The sequence below is a fragment of the Lysinibacillus zambalensis genome, from assembly GCF_040183165.1.
Lineage (GTDB): Bacteria > Bacillota > Bacilli > Bacillales_A > Planococcaceae > Lysinibacillus > Lysinibacillus zambalensis.
Map to the genome: position 1 here is coordinate 130,537 of NZ_JBEGDG010000007.1, position 20,599 is coordinate 151,135.

Here is a 20,599-nt window from a genome sequence, read left to right on the forward strand (position 1 = left end):
AAAATACATATAACGATTTAGGGTTGGAGGTTTATTCCTCTACCCTATTTTTTTATTTAAAAATACTCAATACAATGAGGTGTATATAAATGATATTTTCAAGTTCAAATAATTTACAAGCAATTGGTATTCCTTTTAATTGGAATGCTGATTATGCAAATGGAAAAAACTATGCTGAGTATGACCTACTTACGCATAAGAAAAATGATTTTTATTTAATTCAGAAATATCAGGTTGTACGTTTCGGTTTGTTTGGTCAAGGAATGAAATTTTTCTTTGAGATGTCCGATGGTTCTTTTTATTTACATGGAAGAAGAATAGAAATTGAATATGAAGATGAAAATGGAGAAAAATATTATTTAACAACAAACTTTAGAGACAAAGACCTTATTACATATAAAAGAGCCTCTACTGATTTTAGTAGTAAACAAGGTTTGCAAAATACTAGTATCGAATCAATTAATTTTGGTTATAAAACAATTTATCAGAAAGATGATGTACAACTATTCTTTCAGCCAGTAGTATCCCTCCCCTTCAATCAAAGTGCTTTTATTGAAGTTAAAATAACCTCTAATAAGGATTTGAATGGTCATATAATTTTTAAATCTAGTGGCGTTGAAGTAGAACGTTTTTATGCCCCACTTGTAGCTAATGTATCAGGTCAAATTAATTGGACTATTAAATAACTAAGCAAGGAGGATACCCCATGACAACAGTTGGTGGTAATACAGAGAAGAAAGAAATAGGTTTATCTATTGGCGTCTCAGGAACTCATAACAACACCGAAATTGATAAAGCTACAGGATATCTTCGATTAGCTCAAGTAGATATTGATGGTAGTGGAAACCTTATCTACGCAGAAGAAGGTGTATGGGTTTCTGATGTAATAAATCTTGAAGATAGATTTCAAAGTTTTGATAAGGTGTTTACCAACAATACTGAAAATGGATCAAGTTCATTCGCAGTATTAACAAGAGTGTCAGACAATGGTGAGAATTGGTCTGAGTGGATCGCTATTGCAGAAGACGGAGCTATTCAATCAGAAACTAAACAGTATATACAAGTGAGAATTGATTTATTTGCAGGTTTTGTGACTGATTTGTTTAGTATATCAAACTCTGATTTTGAGATTAATGCATTTGTTGAAACTTCTAATGGTCTTCAATTAAAACGTAACTATAAGTACGATATGACGGAAGATGAAACTTGGTCAGATACAGGTAGTCTGCACAGAAAAAAGATTACTCGTGACGAGTGGCTAAGAATAGATAGATTGGATGTGAGATAATGAGTAACAATAACATTCCAATAGAGAATGAAAAAACTAGGATAATGATGGATAAACATGGCTTGTATTGGTTTCAATTTAATGAAGATTCTGGTGATGCATTAGACTCTAAAGGTAGTTTGTACAAAGGAGCATTATCTAATGTCACTAGAGTTGAAGCTTGGGATGGAACAGGTCATTCCTTAAGTTTTAATGGTAACTCTTTAGCAACTTTCAATAACAGTCTAATGACATATGGAGAAAAAACTGTAGTATTCAGATTTAAAACTACTTCTGATAGTAATATGTATTTATTTGAGAATTATGCTACTTCTACAGTGAATCAGACTGGTTATAATATCCTCATAAATAAAGGAGTAATTGTAGCAAGAAGATTTACATCTACTGGAGGTAATGCTACATTTGCTTTTGTTTTGGCATCTCCTAAAGCCTATAATGATGGAGAGTGGCATAAGGTGCTATTCTCATGGACTGGAAACACACAGCAGAAAGCAAACTTATATATTGATGATGAATTAGTTGCTTCTGAATCATCGACTGCTAATGAAACATCATCAAACTTTGCTACTCAGAATATGGTATTAGGTGGTTGCAAACTGTCAACATATAGACAGTATTTCACAGGTCAAATTGATGACTTCCAGTATTATAATAAAACACTCACACCAAAAGATTTTACTCTTAATAAATCACTTGTTCTACACGATGGAGAATATAAAAAATTTGAAAACGATTGGCTTAATACATCTTCAACTCTTCCCACTTCAAACCAATTCTTAGAGCAAGGTATGGATAGTCTATCTACATTACTAGACCGTAAAGTAACAACTCTAAAACCTATGTTAATGACAGATAAGAGCGAAATTCTAAATGGTGAGGATGGAAAGGTGTTCAGTAAGTCTATAGATTTGAAGAAACACTTTGATATTAGAAGTATTAAAATTGAGGTGAAACAATAACTATGAGATACACACTTGATACAAGCTATTCCACAGGAAGAGTATACAGCAATGGCGATAGAACAGTATTAATGACAAATAATATATATCCAGTAAGAGGAATAAAGCCATTAGAAAAAAACAAGAAACTCTATTGGGAAGTGAAATGTGAAAAAGTCACAAATGGTTATGTTGTTATAGGAGTAGGAAATGTAAATGCCTCTATGAACTCTTATGATGAAACTCTTAATAGAAGAGTGTACTATGGCTCAAGTGGTCAAGCATGGACTAATACAGGGAAGGTATATGGCGCAATATATGGAGAAGGAGATACAGTAGGTATTGCTGTAGACTTAACTGTGGGAACTGTAACCTTTTATAAAAATGGAGCAAGTCAAGGGATAGCATTTAATGATTTAACAAGCATGGGAGATATCTATCCATATGCCTCAGCTAACCAACCAAACACCCCTGCCACAGCAACATTCAACTTTGCAAAAAAAGATTTGAAATATTCTATACCACAAGGATACAAAGCGTTAGACTTTGGCGGTGTTTTACTACAGTCGAACAATAAAATATACTCACTAGAGTCAATCGACAAGTGGTATGAAACTAAAATGACATCAAACAATTCTCCAGTACCATTAGTGGCGAGTGCAAGTAGTTCTTATAGTACTGATTATCTTCCTTGGAGAGCATTTGATGGTTCACTAGTAGACCTTCCTAACGGAGGAAATAATTGTTGGTTAACAAGTAATAGAGTGCTTACTGGTTATATTCAATTAGATTTCGGAAAGAATACCAATATCAGTGGTTTTAGCTTAACACCTAGACAAAATAGTGATGTAGCTGTTGGTATCAATTGTATGCCAAAAAATTTTACTTTTTTAGGGTCTGATGATGGTATTAATTACTCAGTTATAAACGAGTATAAAAATGAATCGTGGACTCACCATACTCAAGAACGAACATTCACTTTTAAAAAACCTGTAAGCTATCGCTATTATAAATTAGATGTTAAAGAAATCAATGGCGGAACGTTGTATGTTGCTATTGGAGAGATTAAATTTTTAAAACCTATGATTATTAATGAACTTCCTATTGCATCAATGAAGAACTTTGTTAATTACGGTCAAACTTCATTATTAAACCTTAGCCTGCCAATAACTACTAAAAACTATACTTTACAAGACATTGTTTCGAAGAATGGACAAGGTCTTTGGACAGCTAAATTAGATAGAAAACCACTCAGTATTAGTTTTAAATAGTGCTGAGTTTTATATTTCTTAATACAATAAGAAAGGAATGATTATATGGCAACCATTGGTCAAACTCTACCTCAACCAGAGATAGGATGGAAACGATATGATGATAGATTTAGTCTCATAAAATATACTGGAGATTGGATTTTTGAAAATACAGTGGGCTATTACAATGGCACTGTTAGCCATGTCAATCAAGGGTCTATAGGAGCAAGAGTAGATTTCTATTTTTATGGTACAAAGATTAGAATTATCGCTAATCAGTTTACTAACAAGCCAAAGGATATAAAGATTATTATCGATGGCAAACTAGAAACATTTTCAGAATACACAACAATAACATCTCCACCTCAACACATGATTCTTTCATACGAAAAAACAGGACTAGAGAAAACTCTGCATAAGGTAGAAATAGTTAGTCCTGATGATATGGTAGGTAAATCTTGGAATGTAGATGCTATAGATATAGATAATGATGGTGAAATAAGACCACCATACAGAAAAGCTATATTGGAAAATGAAAACCAATACTACTCGCTTGATGACGAAACTCTAATTCACCTACCTAATACATCCAATGAAAGTATAATTTCATTGGGCATAGAGCAAGGGAAAGAGATAGCATTAAATGTACCATTTACTAAGCAAAACTACGTAAATGAATCTCCGATTTTAGGCATATCCAATAAAATCTTTTCTCAAAAAATTGGAGAAATTAATACTTTGAGAGTTAAAGAACAAGTGAAAGAATGGAATTCTATCTATACTTGGCACGAAACTAAAATGACTTCAAATACAACACCAAGCCCGTTAGTAGCTAGTGCTAGTGGTGAATATAATACAACTTATCAGGCTTGGAAAGCGTTTGATGGCACAAAAGATGTAAGCGCATGGCTAACTGTGGCTAATACTACTACAGGGTGGATAAAGCTAGATTTAGGTAGAAAAGTAATAACTAATGCACTAAAGATGACCTGTCGTGGGGGGTCTACAGATGCAATAACAAGAGCCATGCCCAAAGACTTTGAAATATATGGTTCTAATGATGACTTAGCATTTACATTGCTTGGAAGTTTCAAAAATCAAACTGATTGGAAATTTTTAGAAGAAAGAGTTTTTGAGTTAGGTAATAGTTTAGAATACAGATACTTTAGATTCAATATTTTAAGCAATAATGGTTTTCCAGAATATTCAAACATAGGTGAGTTATTATATGGATATAAAAGAGAGGTGAAATAAATGGCAACGACAGAGCAATTAATGGTACAGTGCGGTGTCGCATGGTTTGATTTTGATGAGTCTAGTGGAAACGTTACAGATAAACTAGGCTTAAATAATTATATAGGCACAGTTACGGGAGCAACAAGGGTCGAAGGTTGGAATGGTCAAGGCTATTCAGCAAGTTTTTCTAATAACTCATTTATCTTATTTAATAATAAATTGCCAGTAGCAGAGAAAACCATTAGGTTTAAAATGAAATCTAGTAAAACTGGAAGTTATCAAACTATTATGTCCACTTGCGCAACTGGCAGTACTAACTCAAATGGTCACTATATTTCAATACAGCCAGACGGCATTCTTAACTGGATTCACTATAAAGCATCTTTGACTACTAATTTTGTAATTTCATCAAAATCTGACGTCCTAGATGGGAAGTGGCATGATATTCTTTTTACTTGGACTGGCGACACATCAATTTCTGGAGTTAAATTATATGTAGACGGAGTGCTAGAAAGCACATCTATATCTACAGTAAATGAAGTGCTAGATTATTCAAACATTTGTTTTGGGAGATATAATCTAACAGGTAGTCAGTATTGGCTATCATACACAGGTCAGCTAGATGACTTTCAAATCTATAATAAGGTTCTCTCCCCTTCTGACTTCACTCAAAAACGTTTAGTAGTTAAAACAACAGATAATAAAACCCTTGCTTTATCCCCTACTTTAAATCGAGTAAAAGAGATACCAAATACTACTGAGAAACTTTTATTTGACCAAGGTTATAAAGTAAAAGAAATAGACGAAGCTGTAGACTATCCTGTAATCGACACAACTAGGAACACTACAGAGTATGAGATTGTAAGTAACAATAGTATATCTTTAGGAAGTGGTAAAGTATTTACTATTCCTATTAATGATTTTAAGACAATCTTTATAGAGGATAATTATTAAGTAAAGGAGTCAATACAATGGCTAATAGCAAAGACAACTTAAGTAAATATGGTAAAGCCTTTATTGGATTTGATGAACCTAGTGGGAATGCTATGGACTCTATTGGTGGATACACAGGGGTATTAAATAATGCACCTACTCGTGTAACAGGTTGGAATGGTAAAGGCAACGGTATGAGTTTTAATGGTAGTAATCAGTATATTACTTTTAATGATAGGATTATCCCAACTGGAGCTAAGAGCATTAGATTTAAACTGAAAACAACTCAAAACTCAATTGCTGCCTTACTTACACAAACTGCTGGCAGTGCATATAGTGGAACACAAATATATATTTCCCCTAGCGGATATTTAGGGGTAGTTATTGGTAAATCTATATCTGGCAATCCAATTTTTGAACTTTTTTCAAAGACTAAAATCAATGATGGTAAATGGCATGATATTTTATTCACTTGGGATGGCACAACACAAACAAATAGTGTAAACATATATATTGATGACATGTTAAATCCAGACAATATGATGACATCTACGGAACAAGAAACTTTAATTCCCACATATAATCTAAGAATTGGAGCTAGTAACACAGCCACAATCACATATTATTTTAATGGACAATTAGACCAAATCGAAATCTACGACAGAGTAATTTCCCCTATTTCAGATAAATACCTAGTACAACATGGTTCACAATACAAATACCATGATGGTACTTCATGGCAATCAACTACACCAACAGAAGAAAACTTCATTATATATGGTATGAACAATCTTGACCATATCACAGAAATTCAATGGAAAGAGCTATCCGGAGATAAATCATTGATGATGTGGTCTGTTTTTGAAGATAAACAATGGGCTCATGCAGTATTAAATAAAGAAGAATTTACAGTAAAAGAGCTGTTAGGAGACAGCTCAGAGGTACTCTATTACACCGACTCAGACGCTTCACAAATCGTTGTAGAGACAGGTGTTGATGAATACAGTGTGTATGACTATATCGGTGAATTACCTACTGTAGTGGCTTATACAGAGTCTACAGACGATATTATCGTGTCAACAACTACTGAACCATTTGACATCTATGATGAATTTGGTGATGAAGTAGAGGTTCTTTATTATACAGATGATGAAGCCGTAACTGAAGCTGATTTAATCTTAGAAGCTAATTGGTCGCCTATTGACGAACTTGAAGGTGACTTTGAAGTTGTGACATGGACGGATGAAGCCCTTGAGACTGCTCAAAGAGTACTTGAAATGAAAGCAGTTCCTAAACCTCAATTTATCAAATTGACGAACCCTAAGCGTGTATATGGGTCTTTAGACGATGTATTTGCTAATGATATTTCTCAATCATATCGTGATGAGGCTCATTACTTTGTATCAGACTCAGACCCAAGTAAATGGTATATTTGGGATAATTCAAAGCAAACATTTGTGGTTGCAGATAATTCAACAGAAGAAGCGATTCTTAAAAACGGTATGAAGTATCATGAGTTAAATAGTATCACTGATAAACAATGGAGAACTTGGGATAAGCAATTTCTGAATATTGGTGTATTTTTAAAGGACAATCCTCGTGACACAATTGTTTCTGTTGTTGAGAGTGTATCTTATAAAGATTATCTACCTAGAGATACTACAACAATTAAGGATACGAGCCTCTATATTTTAAACACTACTGCTAAGATCGATATTGAATTTGATGGTAATATTTTAAAAGGTATTCTAAGTGATGATGATTTAACTCGTGTTCAATATCGTGTTCTATTAAACGGTGGAAACTACCACCCTTCCGATGGAAGCTTTACTGAACTAGGTGAATCACCTCAAAACATTGAATTAATCATTGGTAGTAAAGACATTAAAATTGACGATTGGAACACAATAAAAGTAGAATTTCAGGACTTCTTCGGTACTACTGATTATTGGCAAACTAGCTTTATTGGTACATACTCAGGTCTTATGTTCAAAGATGTTTATGGGCAATACTTCTCTAGCGAGATTGGAGAGGTTCTACAGTATCTTGATTTCGGAGTCATTATTGCAGGACAAACTACAATTGAACATGAAATTATATTAAAAAATCAGTATGGATACGATGTTGAAAATATACACTTGTTTGCACATACATCCAACTTCCCTACAGGAATGGCTATAGAGTTTAGTGAAAATCTTACACCATTTATTCCTAATGAAGAGTTGATACTTAATAAAATACTTAAAAATAATGAAGAAATGTCATTCTTTATTAGATTAAAAACAACATTGGGCGCAACGCCTGACGCTAATGGTACATTCGACATTATCGTAAGAGCAGATAAAGCCTGATCACAATACAATGTGATGGGATGTGATTATATGGAGGAAGTAAATGCAAACAGTTCCTCTCAATCAAATGAAGATGAAATCTTAATTGATCCTATTGAAAATTCATCTTTTATAAATATCGAATATGAAGTTAAGCCAAATAATAAATTTAAAGCAAAATTTAAATTATACGCAGTTGATGATTCAGATATCTCAACAGAATTAACTGTAAGACAATTTGAAAATTCAGATGTGATAACAGAAATTGTACCAAGAGCTTTTGGTGTAAGCGAAAAAGAAACGTATATAAATATCGTCTATCGTGGTAACTCAGATGTTGTAACAGAGATACAACCTTACATACACAATTATATTGAAACTGAAATCGAAATACCACCTCATAATAGAATGAGCGCAATTTTTGATGTACAACAACCACCTATTGTCACAGATGTTTTTAACCCTACTCAAGATGCATTCACTCGTGAAAAATTAGAATATCAGTCTATTAATTATGGTGACTTCCCTTCTATGATAGTTGGACGAAGTGACGGTGATATTTGGCGTTCATTTGTACAGTTTGATTTAAAATCTATTCATTCTTCTTATATTTTAACTGATGCTAAATTAAGACTACGCTATGATGGCGTAATTCCAAAAGATATAAATTTAGAGCTACTGAATGCAGATAAAGTATGGTCAGAGTATGGTATTACTCATTTGAATAGACCTGTACCTATTAAATTAATTTCAAATCAGTTTACTATCAATGAAGACTTAAAATTTATTGAATTCAATGTATTTGATATTGTTAAAGATTGGGTAGCGTTAAATCAAGTTAATAATGGCTTTATAATTCGCATGTCAGTAGAAACAACTAATAATTCAGTAACTTTTAAAACTAGAGAATCATCACTACCTCCCGAATTAATTGTTGATTACTACGATTCTAGAATTTTTAGTACTGGTAGAAGCGATGTAATAACAGAAATATTTGTTTATAAAAATGGTGAATCAGATAAAACTACAGAAATTACTGTAGGTTCTACTTACGAATTCTCTGACAGAGAAGTAATTATTTACGTACATAGAAAAGAAGTTCCTTTAGATGTGGATATATTTGTTGAAATTACTGTTACTAAAGAATTCATACCTGCTGAATTAACAGTGTCAATTCCTGACAAGAGTGAAATACTCGCCACTATAGATATTAGATTAAAAGATAAAGACGATAAGGTTAATTCTGAGATATCTATTAGCAGACCAAATATACTAACTGAAATTTCATGTACAAAAAAAGATCATTCTGAATTTTTATCTACAATATCTATAAGTAAACCTGATGTTGTGACTGAAATCATTGTGCCAATTAAACATTACAGTGATATATATGTGGAAATAGAAGCAAATGACATTCGCCCTAATGAAATACCAACAGAAATCACCGTGAGTCGTGAGTCAATTTGTACTGAAATTATACCAAGGGTTAAGTTAGATAGTAATTTATACACTGAAATAATTGTAAGTAAATCTACTGTTCTGACTGAAATCTACGTTAATTATACTAGTGACATATTAGTTGAAATTGAAGCTAATATTAAAAGCGATATTCCAAGCGAAATAAGCGTCTCTAAGCCTAATATCGAATCAGAACTAAAAGTTAGAGCGTATGATAACAGTCAGATAGATACAGAAATTTTTGTTGCTTTTACAGATGATATTCTAATTGAGATTATTTCAAATTCCACAAGTCATATCACAACTGAAATCGATGTTAATGCAATTAATCAAGTGAATGCAGAAATCTCTATCTCTAAGCCAATTATTTATGCGGATATCACTGTTCCAACTAAAGATAAATCGGATGTATTAGTATTGATTGAGCCTAGAATTTTAACAGTTGATAATATCCCTACAATAATTACAGTAAATGGCAAAGTAACTGGATATGTATTTATTATGTAGGAAGAAAAAGGAGAAAGATAATTTATGATGATGAAGAACTATGAAATTGGAGAGTTACAATCGTTTCTATTCAATTTAATTTTAAAAGGTAAGGAATCTAGAATGCGAACACGTTTCATTAGTTTGTTAGATAATCAAGTAGAACTAATAAAAAAAGAAAGACAATTATTAATTAACGATTATGCTTCTAAAGATGATGAAGGTGATATTAAAACAGAAACTAAAGTGATAAATAATAAAGAGCAAGAGGTTGTTACATTCCCTTCTATTGAAGCAGAAAAAGAAGCGCAAATGCAAATTATGTTAATGATGAATGAGGATTTTATCATTGAAGAAACTATAGATAAAATTGAAATGCTTAAGACTTTACAGAATATAATTTTAAATTGTGATTTAGAGTTTACTGGTCAAAAAGCTGTTTTATATGATAGATTCTGTGAAATCTTTGAAGAAATAGATTTACTTGAGGACTAATTAAAGGAGGTGATTTAATGTCTGTAGAAGTTCAATACATAGATTACATTGAAACAATTAAATCTGCTAAAGTTCCAATTGAGAAGGATATATTTCAAATAATTACTCCTATTGTAAAGAAAGTAGAAACAAATGGACAAACAGAAATTGAACGTTACGTTGAAATTGCTCTACATGATGAACGATTGAGTAATGTTATTACAAAACGGTACAACCAAAAGGAAATGCTAGAATATATCAGACTTTTACAAAGGATGGCTAAAGAGATTATGGTTGAGGATTCTGCATGTAATTCTAAACTTTAAATAACAAAATACATAAAAACAAAAGAAGAAAAGAGGAAATTATCTATGAAACTAGTTATTACAAATGATTTAAAAAACAACATTTATACTGTTAAAGCAGATATTGCCGATGTAAGACCTGAAGACACAGAATTATTTAGTGATTATGGAGAACAACGAGTTGATGTTTCTGCTGTCATTAAAAAGAGCGAAACTAAAGAGATTGATAATGGTGACGGGACTACCACCCCTTCTACAACTGAAATTACATTAGTGAATGAAGGTGCATCTTACAAGTATATTCTATCAGACTTCCCTATTATTAAATCATTCTCTACTGCTCAATATGGAGATGATACGGAGTACATAGCTAAAGAGTATGGAAAGTTAATTGAAACAAGAGTAAAGGCTATTATAGATGAGTTAAAAGCTAAACCTGATAATTTTTCAGGTAGTCATGAAACGCTTTTAACTTAATTTAGATAAAATACACATATTATTTAAAAGTTAATGTATATTGATACAATAATAACTAATAAAACATGTATAAACTAATCAAAAATGTATCAATATACAACAAATTAAAAGTGAATCAGGAAATTCAGTTTAGAGTAGGTGTGAGGTCATTCTCCCCTACTCTTTTATTATTTTGATAAAAGTCGGTGATTAAATTGGAAAATGAAAAGACTGGTGAAAGATTAGCAAGTGTGGAAACAGAGTTAAAAAATCAAAACAGTAGACTTACTAATATGGAAAAAGATAAAGAGTTACTTTATCGTATGACAGTTGTATCTGAACAACAGCAAAAAATGAATGAAAATCAACAAATACAACTTAACAAGATGGATGAAACCTTTAACAACATTAATATCAATTTGACTAAACTAAATATGTCTCAAGATGAGTTACAAAACAATGTTAAAACTATCGGTAAACGTGTTGATGGTATCGAAGAAGATTTAAAGGTTGAATCTGACAAAGGATCAATTAAATTTAATGAAATTTTTTCTAGGTATCTTATGTGGTGGATTATGATTCCAACTTTAATTATTGGCGCTTTGATACTTTTAATATTAGGACTATAAGAAAGGAAATGATAAAGATGAAAATTAACTGGAAAGCTCGTATTTATAATCATCATTTTTGGATTGCTATTGGTATTGTATTTTTTACTAACTTGTTTGCAATGGCAGGTGTCTCTTTAGAAGATGTGACAAGTTGGAGTAAATTAGGTGGTTTAGTTTTTGACGCTTTAAAAAATCCAAATATCTTTATTAATTTGTGTGGAATTATTTATTTAGCGGTAATTGATTTTACTACTAAAGGTATTAGTGACAGTGCATTAGTGATGAGTCGATTACAAACAAAAAGTACTACTAAGAAATAGATCTTTCATAGGTTTAATTTTATTTTGTATTTATTATTACTTGTTGAAAATAACACAAGAAAAAAGAAAGGATGAAGAATAAATGAAAAAAGATTACATAGTAATGACACAACGTCTAGCTGGAACATTAATGCAGAATGGCTTTGTCCTACAAAAGCTTAAACCAAGTAATAAAAATGGAATTAAACGTAATGTATTTATATTTAATGAATCAGAACAACTAATTAATTTTATTCATAATTATAAATCAACTAAATAAACAACATATTTAAAGGCTTCTCATTTTGAGGAGTCTTTTTATTTTGTCTAAAAATCAAACTAATGAAAGCAGGAAACAATCTATGGACTATTGTGGAGTTATATATAAAGCAACTAATCTAATTAACGGGAAAATATACATAGGTCAAACAATTCAAGAATTTAGAGTAAGAAAGTTAAAGCATTTAAATGATGCTAGAAATAATAGAACCTCTGTATTTCACAAAGCTATTAGAAAATATGGTGATAACAATTTTAATTGGGAAATAATAGATTATGCATCAACCATTGACGAGTTAGACGATAAGGAGATTTATTGGATAAAATATTATAACTCTTACGTTAATGACAAAAATGCGAATGGTTATAATATGAAAATAGGTGGAGAAGGTAATTTTGGAGAAAGTATATCTAAAAATCTTACTAACTCGAAAATAATAAAGATGTTTGAATTAGCTAGCACCGGTAGATTTTCTGTTACGAGTTTGGCAGAAAAATTTAATTTAGGAAAAAGTCAGGTGTACAATATTTTTAATTTAAGCACAGGATGGAATTTAATAATACTTAAGCACTTCACAAAAGAGGAAATATCTACAATAAATGATAAATTACATAGTAAAGCAATCAAGGAGTGCTCCGAAAAAATAAGCAAACATAAACGAAAAGAAAATCACCATATGTGGGATAGGAAAGGTAAGGACTCTCCTATTTCTAAAAAAGTAAGACAGATAGACTTGGAGACTAACGAGATCATAAGAGAGTTCTTTAGTGCTACTGATGCATCCAAATTTGTAGGAGCATGTGACTGTAGCAAAATCGCAATGGTATGTAGAGGAAAAAGAAAAACAGCATATGGTTTCAAATGGGAATATGCGCAATAGATGATTATAACAAGCATAAGAAAGGATGTAGTGTATAGTGGCTTTTACAATGATATACGATACTAGAAATCGAAACAAAGTTTCAAAATTAGCAGATAATACAAAGCTTTTAACATTGAAATTGTACCAATATTGTATTGATAATAGCATTCAAATATTAATATATGAAACTATTCGTACAATTGAACAACAAAAATTAAACGTTGCTAAGGGCGTTTCTCAAACTATGAAGTCGTATCACTTAGTTGGTCAGGCATTAGATTGGGTTCTTGTAGATTCCAATGGAAATGCACTGTGGAATGCTTATAAAACTCCAAATGCTGATAAAGTAATAAATTATGCAAAAAAATTAGGATTTGAAAGTGGTCGTGATTGGGGTTGGGACTCCCCCCACCTACAGTACGAATATAAGGGATATGGAACTGATACATTTGGCAAAATAATAGAAAATGGAGATGAGCTTACTATGTCGCAATACACTGAATTAAAAAAAATGATCACTGAACTACAAACAGACAATATAAATTTAAAGAAACAATTAACAAATAAACTTGATAACCAAAGCGTCAGAGAGCCTTTAGAGTGCCATTCTGAAGATTGGAAATGGTTTAAAGCAAATGGTATTACAGATGGCTCAAACCCTCAAGACTATTTGACTCGCGAACAAGTATCAACAATGCTTCATCGTATGGATCAGTTCAATACTAAGAAGTTTAGTAAGTAGTTAAAATTACACATGTAAACACAGTTAACAAACAGCATTTTAATCAAATACATATTATTCAAGGTCAAATTTACATCATATTATAAATCCCTATTCAGTTTTAGTTTCTGATAGGGATTTATAATATATTCAAACTTATACACCTTCATCAAGATCTCCATTTCCTTTTCTTCTTCACTTACAATCAACTTGCATCTGATATGTTTATTTTTTGGAAACTTTAACTACCCTTCTTTTACTTCCCCTCCTTCATTAGATCATTAAACTTACAATTAAAATTTCATAAGATTAAACAATAATTACGTTGTACTTTTTGTTTGCTAAGCCTTATTTAATGTCATAAAATAGTACTACAGTACAACGTAATTATTGAAAGGATGACCTTATATGGACATAACTAACTTATTAAATTATGACGACAGCATAGCTTCATATTCTAGAAAATCACGAGATGATGATGGTGAAGATACCCTAGAAATGCACAGAAATAGATTAGCAAATTTCATTGAGAAACAAGGATTTACAAATGTGGATTGCTATGAAGAAGTTGCTTCTGGTGGAAGTATTTCTGGAAGACCAGAGTTTCAAAAATTACTAAAGAAAGTTAAAGAATCTAAGTACAAAGCTGTTATAGTAGTGGACTTCGATAGACTCTCACGAGGAGATACATATGAGCGTGGAGTTATCGAGCGAGCATTTAAAGAATCTAAAACGTTAATATTGACTACTAGAGGAGAAGTCATTGATTACTCTGATTCAAACCAAGTATTGAATGCAGGTGTTAAAGGAATGCTTGCCAACTTTGAATTAGAGCAGACCAAATATAGGATGAAGGAAGGAAAAAAATCAACAGTGCTGAAAGGTACTCCGCATTCTGGAAATCCACCATATGGTTATAATTGGGATAGAAACTTAATGCAAGCGATTGTAAATGAAGAAGAAAAGAAAATATTTAAATTAATTGTAAATTGTTATATAAATGATGAGATGTCAGCAGTAGCTATTGCTGATAAATTAAACGAAATGAAAGTCCCCTCCCCTAGAAATGGATTCTGGAATTCAAAAACAATATATAGACTTTTAAGAAATGAATTTCATTTAGGTTTTGTAGTACATGGGAAATACAAATCATTACCAGAAGAAAAAAGAACAGGTCATGGTACAGTTTACCGTTATATAATTGAAAATCCAAACAAAGATGAAATTATCATAGCTAAAGGGAAGCACGAACCAATAATAACAGAAGAAGAACATGCTAAAATTCTAAAACGTTCCCTTGAATTGAATAAATACAATAATAAGAATGTCTCTAGTAAAAATAGATATAGATTATCTTCTTTAGTAAAATGTCCTCATTGCGACAAAACCATGAATGTTTCACAGACTGGCAATAGAGATGTACATGTAAGGAAATGTCTAAGAAAGTCTCAATTCAGAACTTTAGAGTGTGATAAAACAATCGGTATTTCTGAGAGTATATTGTATGAAGCAGTAATTTCAAATATTAAATTATATAGACAAGAGTTTTTTCAAACAATTTCGGAAAATGATTCTCAAGATACAGCAGGCATTATTGCATTAGAAATTGAAGCGTATGAAAACTCAATCCTAAAATCTAAAAAGAAAATAGCAAAATCAAAAGAAATGTTTGCTGAAGAGATTATCGATATGCAGGAATTAAAGCAAAGAATTTTTAAAGAAGAAGCAAATATTTTAGATTCAGAAAGAAAGCTATCAGAACTAAAACTCAGCTATAATCATATTGAGAACAAAGAGCGCATGGAACGAATTGAAAACTGGTCTTCTGAAAAAGTAGAAAGTCTTATAAGTGATAAAAATTCAAGTATGTCAAATGAAGAAATAAATATGATTTTAAAATCCATTCTTTTGAAAATTTCATATACAATTAATGATGAAAATAAACTCAATTTGTCTATTGATTATAGATAAAATGTTGATATCACTAGTTTTATAAACGTTGTACTATTGAGTCTATAGAAGAAACGATGGCTAGCACGACTACCACAGTTGAAGCGCTTGGTCGAAAATCCGCCGATATCACATCTATTATCGGCACGATTACTGCTATTTCAGAACAAACAAATTTACTTGCCTTAAATGCTGCGATTGAGGCAGCCCGCGCTGGTGAGCACGGTCGAGGCTTTGCTGTTGTCGCTGATGAAGTTCGAAAGCTAGCAGCGCAATCTCAAATTGCCGCAAAAGAAGTAACATCCATTGTAACGTCCATTCAAAATGAAGTAACATCCATCATCTCTCAAAACCACGAGGGTGTATCTTCCGTTATTCGCGGCGTTGAAGTAACGAATGAAACAAATCAATCTTTAGCCAATATTTTAACCCATACTAAAGAAACATCGACAATTATCACGACTATGGTAGAAAAGATTGCACTAACACTTGATTATAGTCATAATGTAGCGAATGATTTTGTACAGGTCAATGCCTACGCTGAACAATCAGCTGCCAACACCGTCACTTCTGCCGCTGCGGCAACTCAAGGATCTGCGTCCATGCAGGAAATTAATGCCGCTGCCACTGAGCTTGCACAACAAGCAGATAGTCTACGAAATCTTGTCAGTGAATTTAAAGTTTGAACGTCCTAAAAGGTTCTCAATCACATGTTTGGGTGAAGCTCAATGTAGTAGCTTACCCAAACATTCAGGAACCTAACTTAATGATATTTAGTGCATTGATTGGTCATTCGTCGGTTCGGTGGCTCTTTCCGTCACTTGGACTTTTCTATCCGTCGCTACGTTAGCTCTTTCCGTCAGTCCGATGCTTCTATCCGTCGCATCTTTTTTCTTCCGTCGATTTAATGGCTAGTTCCGTCACTCTCGAAACAAAAATCATTTTAAAACCAAAAAAACTCCTAGCACGATTCCTGCTAGGAGTTGTTGTTATTTAAATAATGAAAGGTATTTTGCATAGCCTTCTTTTTCTAAATCCTCTTTTGGTACAAAGCGGAGTGCTGCGGAGTTAATGCAATAGCGTAAGCCTCCAAGTTCACTTGGTCCATCTGGAAAGACATGTCCTAAATGGGAATCGGCTTCTTTGCTGCGAACCTCTACGCGACGCATTCCATGAGATGTATCGAAATGCTCCATTACTTCTTCTCTTTCAACCGGCTTTGCAAATGCAGGCCAGCCGCAACCTGAATCAAATTTATCAAGCGAGCTAAATAACGGCTTCCCTGATACGATATCTACATAGATACCCTCGTCAAAGTGCTTATCAAATTCATTTCGGAACGGTGGCTCCGTACCATTTTCCTGTGTTACGTAATATTGCATGTCCGTTAACTGTTGTAAACGTTGTTCTTTATTCATTTTTCAGCCCCCCCAGTGTTTCTCCTGAAATGCTTTGCGACCAGATCCTACAGCATAGCGCTCATAGTGCATTGGATTTTTCTTATAATAATATTGGTGATAAGTTTCTGCATGGTAAAACGAACTTGCCGGCAAAATTTTTACGGCGATAGGTTTATCAAATTTACCGGATGCCTGTAAATCAGCTTTAGAACGTTCAGCCAAATCACGTTGCTCTTCATTGTGATAAAAAATCGCAGTTGTGTAGGACTCTCCACGATCATAAAATTGGCCTCCAGCGTCTGTTGGATCAATTAATGTCCAAAATGTCGCGAGTAATTGTTCATAAGAATAAAGCTCATCATCAAACTGTATTTGCACCGCTTCTAAATGCCCTGACGTTTCAGAGCACACTTGTTCATATGTTGGATTGACAACATGTCCACCCGTATAACCGGAAATTACTGATTCAATGCCAGGTGTTTCGTCAAAAGGCTTGACCATACACCAAAAACAACCACCTGCAAATGTTGCGTATTGCATTGCCATTTATCTCACTCCTTATGCACCAGGAACAATAATTTCTAGTAAAATTTTATCCTTTGGCAAGTCTAATTCTTTTGCTTTGATACGAGATCCTGAAGCAATGTTTACGCGCGATAAATCAATATAGATTTCAGCCTTATCTGGATTGACTGAAATCCATGAAGGGAAATCCACCGTATCTCGCATAATTTTCATCGTTGTCTCAGGTGGAATATTTAACAGCCCAACATTCATTCCTGTCTGTTTTAAAATAATATTCCCTTTCTCATCCACTATCGGATCGAAGTTCATAGAAATATCGATTTCTGTATAGAATACCTTTAATGTACTTTTCAATTGAATATCGTCACCAATCGTAAAGTCCAACGGTAATGGTGACCCCGCATCCTTTAAATACTTTTTCGATATAGATTCTAATTCCTTCCTTGTTGTTTGCACAACGAGTACATTTCCTTTTACTTCACTTTCAGCTTTTGTACTTTCCGCTAAATTTACTCCATCTACTGGTCTAGTTGCTAAAAAAACGACGAGGAGGATTGCAAAAAGCAGTGTGCCCGCTAAAGCAAAAAATGCAAATTTCCACTTATTCATTTTGTCACTCCTCGTACCCTATTTCCTTGTTAACAATTTGTTCCATGTTACATTTCTCCATTGCCTTTATTATTCGCTCATTCATTTTGTCATAGCCTTTAGCATTTGGATGGAAGAAATCCGTATGATAAACGAGTTCTTTATTTGAATCAAACAAGTCTTCCACTGATACATAGCACGCATTATTATCTTTCTTAGCTATGTCTTCAATGACTTTATTCCACTCCGTAATAATCGAATCAAATTCATTCGCTTCATTTGTCACGATGGAGAATGGATTATAAAAACCGATAAGTAATAAAGGGACTGTTGGATTTTTCTCACGAATGCCTTCAATAATTTTACTATAACGTTTCTTATATGCCCGCAATTCTTTATCAAAAGCATTTCGTTTCAAATTAAACAGATCGTTTCTAACGATCTTCATGACATCGTTTCCACCCATTGTAATTGAAATGAGCTGTGCTTTTTGCAACTCTTCATCATAATGCCCTTTTTCCACTAATTTTAATAACTGATCACTACGTCTTCCTCTTTTTCCTCGATTATCGACTTCAACATCAGAAATCGAGGGCCAAGCTATTAATGAATCTGTTAATCTTCCAACATAACCGTCTTTACTATACTCATCACCAACACCGGCAGTTAAAGAATCTCCGAGTGCTAAGTAATGTAGTTGCTTTGCGTTATTATCATCAATCTTCCCTAAATCCTCTGGTGATGGCTCAAAAAAATGTTCATAAATTTGCGTCAATACATTCTTTGAGGTCTTTTCCTCATTTTCTGTTTGTTGCTCATCCTGTTTCATATCTTGCTCCGTCCTTGCCTGCTCCCCTTCTGGGTCTGCTTGCGGATCCGGTTCATCTATTGATATTGCACAACCACTTAGTACTAAGACGGTCAAACATGACAAAACCATAATTCGCCAAATGTTCATTTGACCACCTTCCATCATTTTCTTCTTCTATTATAGAATAGTTCATAGTGCAATGAAAAGTCACTATACCTAGGTTTTGAGTAAAAAATGTGTGTTTACATCTTTTATTCGTATAATGAGCGATGCATTTTTCAATAGCTACATGAAAATAAAAAGCCACTACAATTATTTATGTAGTAGCTCTTATATATTATTCTGCGAAATAAATAAAACCAATAGCACCTGGGCCAGTATGCGTAGAAATGATTGGTGAAGTAAAGGCAATTTCTACTTCATTAAAACCTGTTCCTTCAACTAATTCTTTTAATGGTCCACCCATCGTTGTTAAACCTTCTGCGTGAGAAATCCCAACTGATTTTACTGTTTTTCCAGCTGTGTCTGCTTGGAATTGTTTAAATAAGTAGTTCACAACCTGTTTATGGCTCCGTACTTTGGATACCGGATTGTATGCGCCACCTTCTAAGTTTGCAATTACTTTTATGTTCAATAAAGAACCGATAAAACCTGTCCCTTTTCCAATTCGTCCGCCTTTAATAAGATTTTCAAGTGTATCAACAATAACATACAAATACGTATTTTCGCGCACTTTCTCAAGACGCTCAACAATTTCCTCAACCGTAGCGCCAGCGTCGCGCATTTTAATAGCCTCACGTATTTGAATAGCTAAACCTATAGCAATAAAACGTGAATCGATCACAGTTACATCGGAATCCGTCATTTGCGCTGCCTGACGAGCTGATTCCACTGTTCCACTCATACCACCAGTCATATGAAGAGAAATAATTTGATCTCCGTCTTTACCAAGCTCATCGTACAATTCTTTAAATTTCCCCGGTGCAGGCTGTGAGCTTTTAGGTAAATTTTTAGCATTTTTCATTAAGCTTAAAAAAGATTGTGGTTCTAAATCAACACCATCTGTATATGTTTTATCGTCAATTTGAATCGTTAAAGGCACAATATGTATATCATGTTGCGCTACTTCTTCATTTGTTAAATCACAAGTTGAGTCCGTTACTATATGAATTCGTCCCACTTCGACACATCCTTTTACTTCATTAAAATTATTATATAGACTAATGAATCATTATGTAAACATGACATTTGTCATTAGGTTTCGCTCGTTTTAGTCCATTTTGAATCCGCTACCTTGGATACTATAGCGCTTTGTTCAGTCCTTGTCTAACAATGTCCCTCACACATTTCGACATTTATATGACACTTTTGATGTTGAAAACATGACAAATGTAAATA

22 protein-coding genes and 1 pseudogene are annotated in these 20,599 nt (G+C 33.0%); 18 read left to right on the forward strand and 5 right to left on the reverse strand.

Features of this window, described 5'->3' with window-relative positions:
• Positions 1 to 89: 89 nt before the first annotated feature.
• The 18 genes and pseudogenes from ABNX05_RS11660 to ABNX05_RS11745 form a co-directional block, all read left to right on the forward strand.
• Entirely contained in the window at positions 90 to 686 is a 597-nt protein-coding gene (locus ABNX05_RS11660) for a hypothetical protein (protein ID WP_349659906.1), read from the forward strand.
• A 20-nt stretch (positions 687 to 706) separates the two neighbouring features.
• Positions 707 to 1,288, forward strand: a complete 582-nt coding sequence (locus tag ABNX05_RS11665) for a hypothetical protein (protein WP_349659907.1) — start codon at positions 707 to 709, stop codon at positions 1,286 to 1,288.
• Positions 1,288 to 2,247 (forward strand): laminin G domain-containing protein, encoded by a 960-nt coding sequence (locus ABNX05_RS11670; protein WP_349659908.1) that lies wholly within the window; start codon positions 1,288 to 1,290, stop codon positions 2,245 to 2,247. Before ABNX05_RS11665 ends, ABNX05_RS11670 begins: the two co-directional genes overlap by 1 nt.
• 2 nt (positions 2,248 to 2,249) lie before the next feature.
• Positions 2,250 to 3,497: an SPRY domain-containing protein gene (locus tag ABNX05_RS11675; protein WP_349659909.1), complete on the forward strand. Its 1,248-nt coding sequence runs from the start codon at positions 2,250 to 2,252 to the stop codon at positions 3,495 to 3,497.
• A gap of 45 nt (positions 3,498 to 3,542) precedes the next feature.
• Positions 3,543 to 4,730, forward strand: coding sequence for a discoidin domain-containing protein (locus ABNX05_RS11680; protein ID WP_349659910.1), 1,188 nt, complete (start codon positions 3,543 to 3,545; stop codon positions 4,728 to 4,730).
• A complete protein-coding gene (locus ABNX05_RS11685; protein WP_349659911.1) occupies positions 4,731 to 5,666 on the forward strand; it encodes a LamG domain-containing protein in 936 nt (311 codons plus the stop codon).
• A gap of 17 nt (positions 5,667 to 5,683) precedes the next feature.
• Entirely contained in the window at positions 5,684 to 7,996 is a 2,313-nt protein-coding gene (locus ABNX05_RS11690) for a LamG domain-containing protein (RefSeq protein ID WP_349659912.1), read from the forward strand.
• A gap of 30 nt (positions 7,997 to 8,026) precedes the next feature.
• Complete coding sequence (locus tag ABNX05_RS11695; protein WP_349659913.1) at positions 8,027 to 9,940, forward strand: DNRLRE domain-containing protein; 1,914 nt, start codon at positions 8,027 to 8,029, stop codon at positions 9,938 to 9,940.
• 24 nt (positions 9,941 to 9,964) lie between these two features.
• Positions 9,965 to 10,414 (forward strand): hypothetical protein, encoded by a 450-nt coding sequence (locus ABNX05_RS11700; protein ID WP_349659914.1) that lies wholly within the window; start codon positions 9,965 to 9,967, stop codon positions 10,412 to 10,414.
• 17 nt (positions 10,415 to 10,431) lie between these two features.
• Positions 10,432 to 10,719: a hypothetical protein gene (locus ABNX05_RS11705; protein ID WP_349659915.1), complete on the forward strand. Its 288-nt coding sequence runs from the start codon at positions 10,432 to 10,434 to the stop codon at positions 10,717 to 10,719.
• A gap of 45 nt (positions 10,720 to 10,764) precedes the next feature.
• Positions 10,765 to 11,175, forward strand: a complete 411-nt coding sequence (locus ABNX05_RS11710; RefSeq protein ID WP_349659916.1) for a hypothetical protein — start codon at positions 10,765 to 10,767, stop codon at positions 11,173 to 11,175.
• Between the two features lie 194 nt (positions 11,176 to 11,369).
• A complete protein-coding gene (locus ABNX05_RS11715; RefSeq protein ID WP_349659917.1) occupies positions 11,370 to 11,783 on the forward strand; it encodes a hypothetical protein in 414 nt (137 codons plus the stop codon).
• 17 nt (positions 11,784 to 11,800) lie between these two features.
• Positions 11,801 to 12,085, forward strand: coding sequence for a phage holin (locus ABNX05_RS11720; protein ID WP_349659918.1), 285 nt, complete (start codon positions 11,801 to 11,803; stop codon positions 12,083 to 12,085).
• Between the two features lie 103 nt (positions 12,086 to 12,188).
• On the forward strand, positions 12,189 to 12,344 hold the full coding sequence (locus ABNX05_RS11725) for a hypothetical protein (RefSeq protein WP_349659919.1): 156 nt from the start codon (positions 12,189 to 12,191) through the stop codon (positions 12,342 to 12,344).
• Positions 12,345 to 12,387: 43 nt separating this feature from the next.
• Positions 12,388 to 13,224, forward strand: coding sequence for a GIY-YIG nuclease family protein (locus tag ABNX05_RS11730; protein ID WP_349659920.1), 837 nt, complete (start codon positions 12,388 to 12,390; stop codon positions 13,222 to 13,224).
• A 37-nt stretch (positions 13,225 to 13,261) separates the two neighbouring features.
• Positions 13,262 to 13,948, forward strand: a complete 687-nt coding sequence (locus tag ABNX05_RS11735) for a M15 family metallopeptidase (protein ID WP_432760140.1) — start codon at positions 13,262 to 13,264, stop codon at positions 13,946 to 13,948.
• A 387-nt stretch (positions 13,949 to 14,335) separates the two neighbouring features.
• Positions 14,336 to 15,898, forward strand: coding sequence for a recombinase family protein (locus ABNX05_RS11740; protein ID WP_349659921.1), 1,563 nt, complete (start codon positions 14,336 to 14,338; stop codon positions 15,896 to 15,898).
• Between the two features lie 35 nt (positions 15,899 to 15,933).
• A pseudogene (locus ABNX05_RS11745) lies at positions 15,934 to 16,563 on the forward strand (methyl-accepting chemotaxis protein); the annotation flags it as partial.
• A 303-nt stretch (positions 16,564 to 16,866) separates the two neighbouring features.
• Here ABNX05_RS11745 and msrB read toward each other — a convergent pair.
• The 5 genes from msrB to ABNX05_RS11770 form a co-directional block, all read right to left on the reverse strand.
• Positions 16,867 to 17,295: a peptide-methionine (R)-S-oxide reductase MsrB gene (gene msrB, locus ABNX05_RS11750; protein ID WP_349659923.1), complete on the reverse strand. Its 429-nt coding sequence runs from the start codon at positions 17,293 to 17,295 to the stop codon at positions 16,867 to 16,869.
• A 3-nt stretch (positions 17,296 to 17,298) separates the two neighbouring features.
• Positions 17,299 to 17,823: a peptide-methionine (S)-S-oxide reductase MsrA gene (gene msrA, locus ABNX05_RS11755; RefSeq protein ID WP_349659924.1), complete on the reverse strand. Its 525-nt coding sequence runs from the start codon at positions 17,821 to 17,823 to the stop codon at positions 17,299 to 17,301.
• A 12-nt stretch (positions 17,824 to 17,835) separates the two neighbouring features.
• Entirely contained in the window at positions 17,836 to 18,411 is a 576-nt protein-coding gene (locus tag ABNX05_RS11760; RefSeq protein WP_349659925.1) for a YpmS family protein, read from the reverse strand.
• Between the two features lie 4 nt (positions 18,412 to 18,415).
• Positions 18,416 to 19,348 carry a GDSL-type esterase/lipase family protein gene (locus ABNX05_RS11765; protein ID WP_349659926.1) on the reverse strand — a complete coding sequence of 311 codons (933 nt, stop codon included), beginning with the start codon at positions 19,346 to 19,348 and terminating at the stop codon, positions 18,416 to 18,418.
• 190 nt (positions 19,349 to 19,538) lie between these two features.
• Complete coding sequence (locus ABNX05_RS11770; protein WP_349659927.1) at positions 19,539 to 20,381, reverse strand: DegV family protein; 843 nt, start codon at positions 20,379 to 20,381, stop codon at positions 19,539 to 19,541.
• Positions 20,382 to 20,599: the final 218 nt, after the last annotated feature.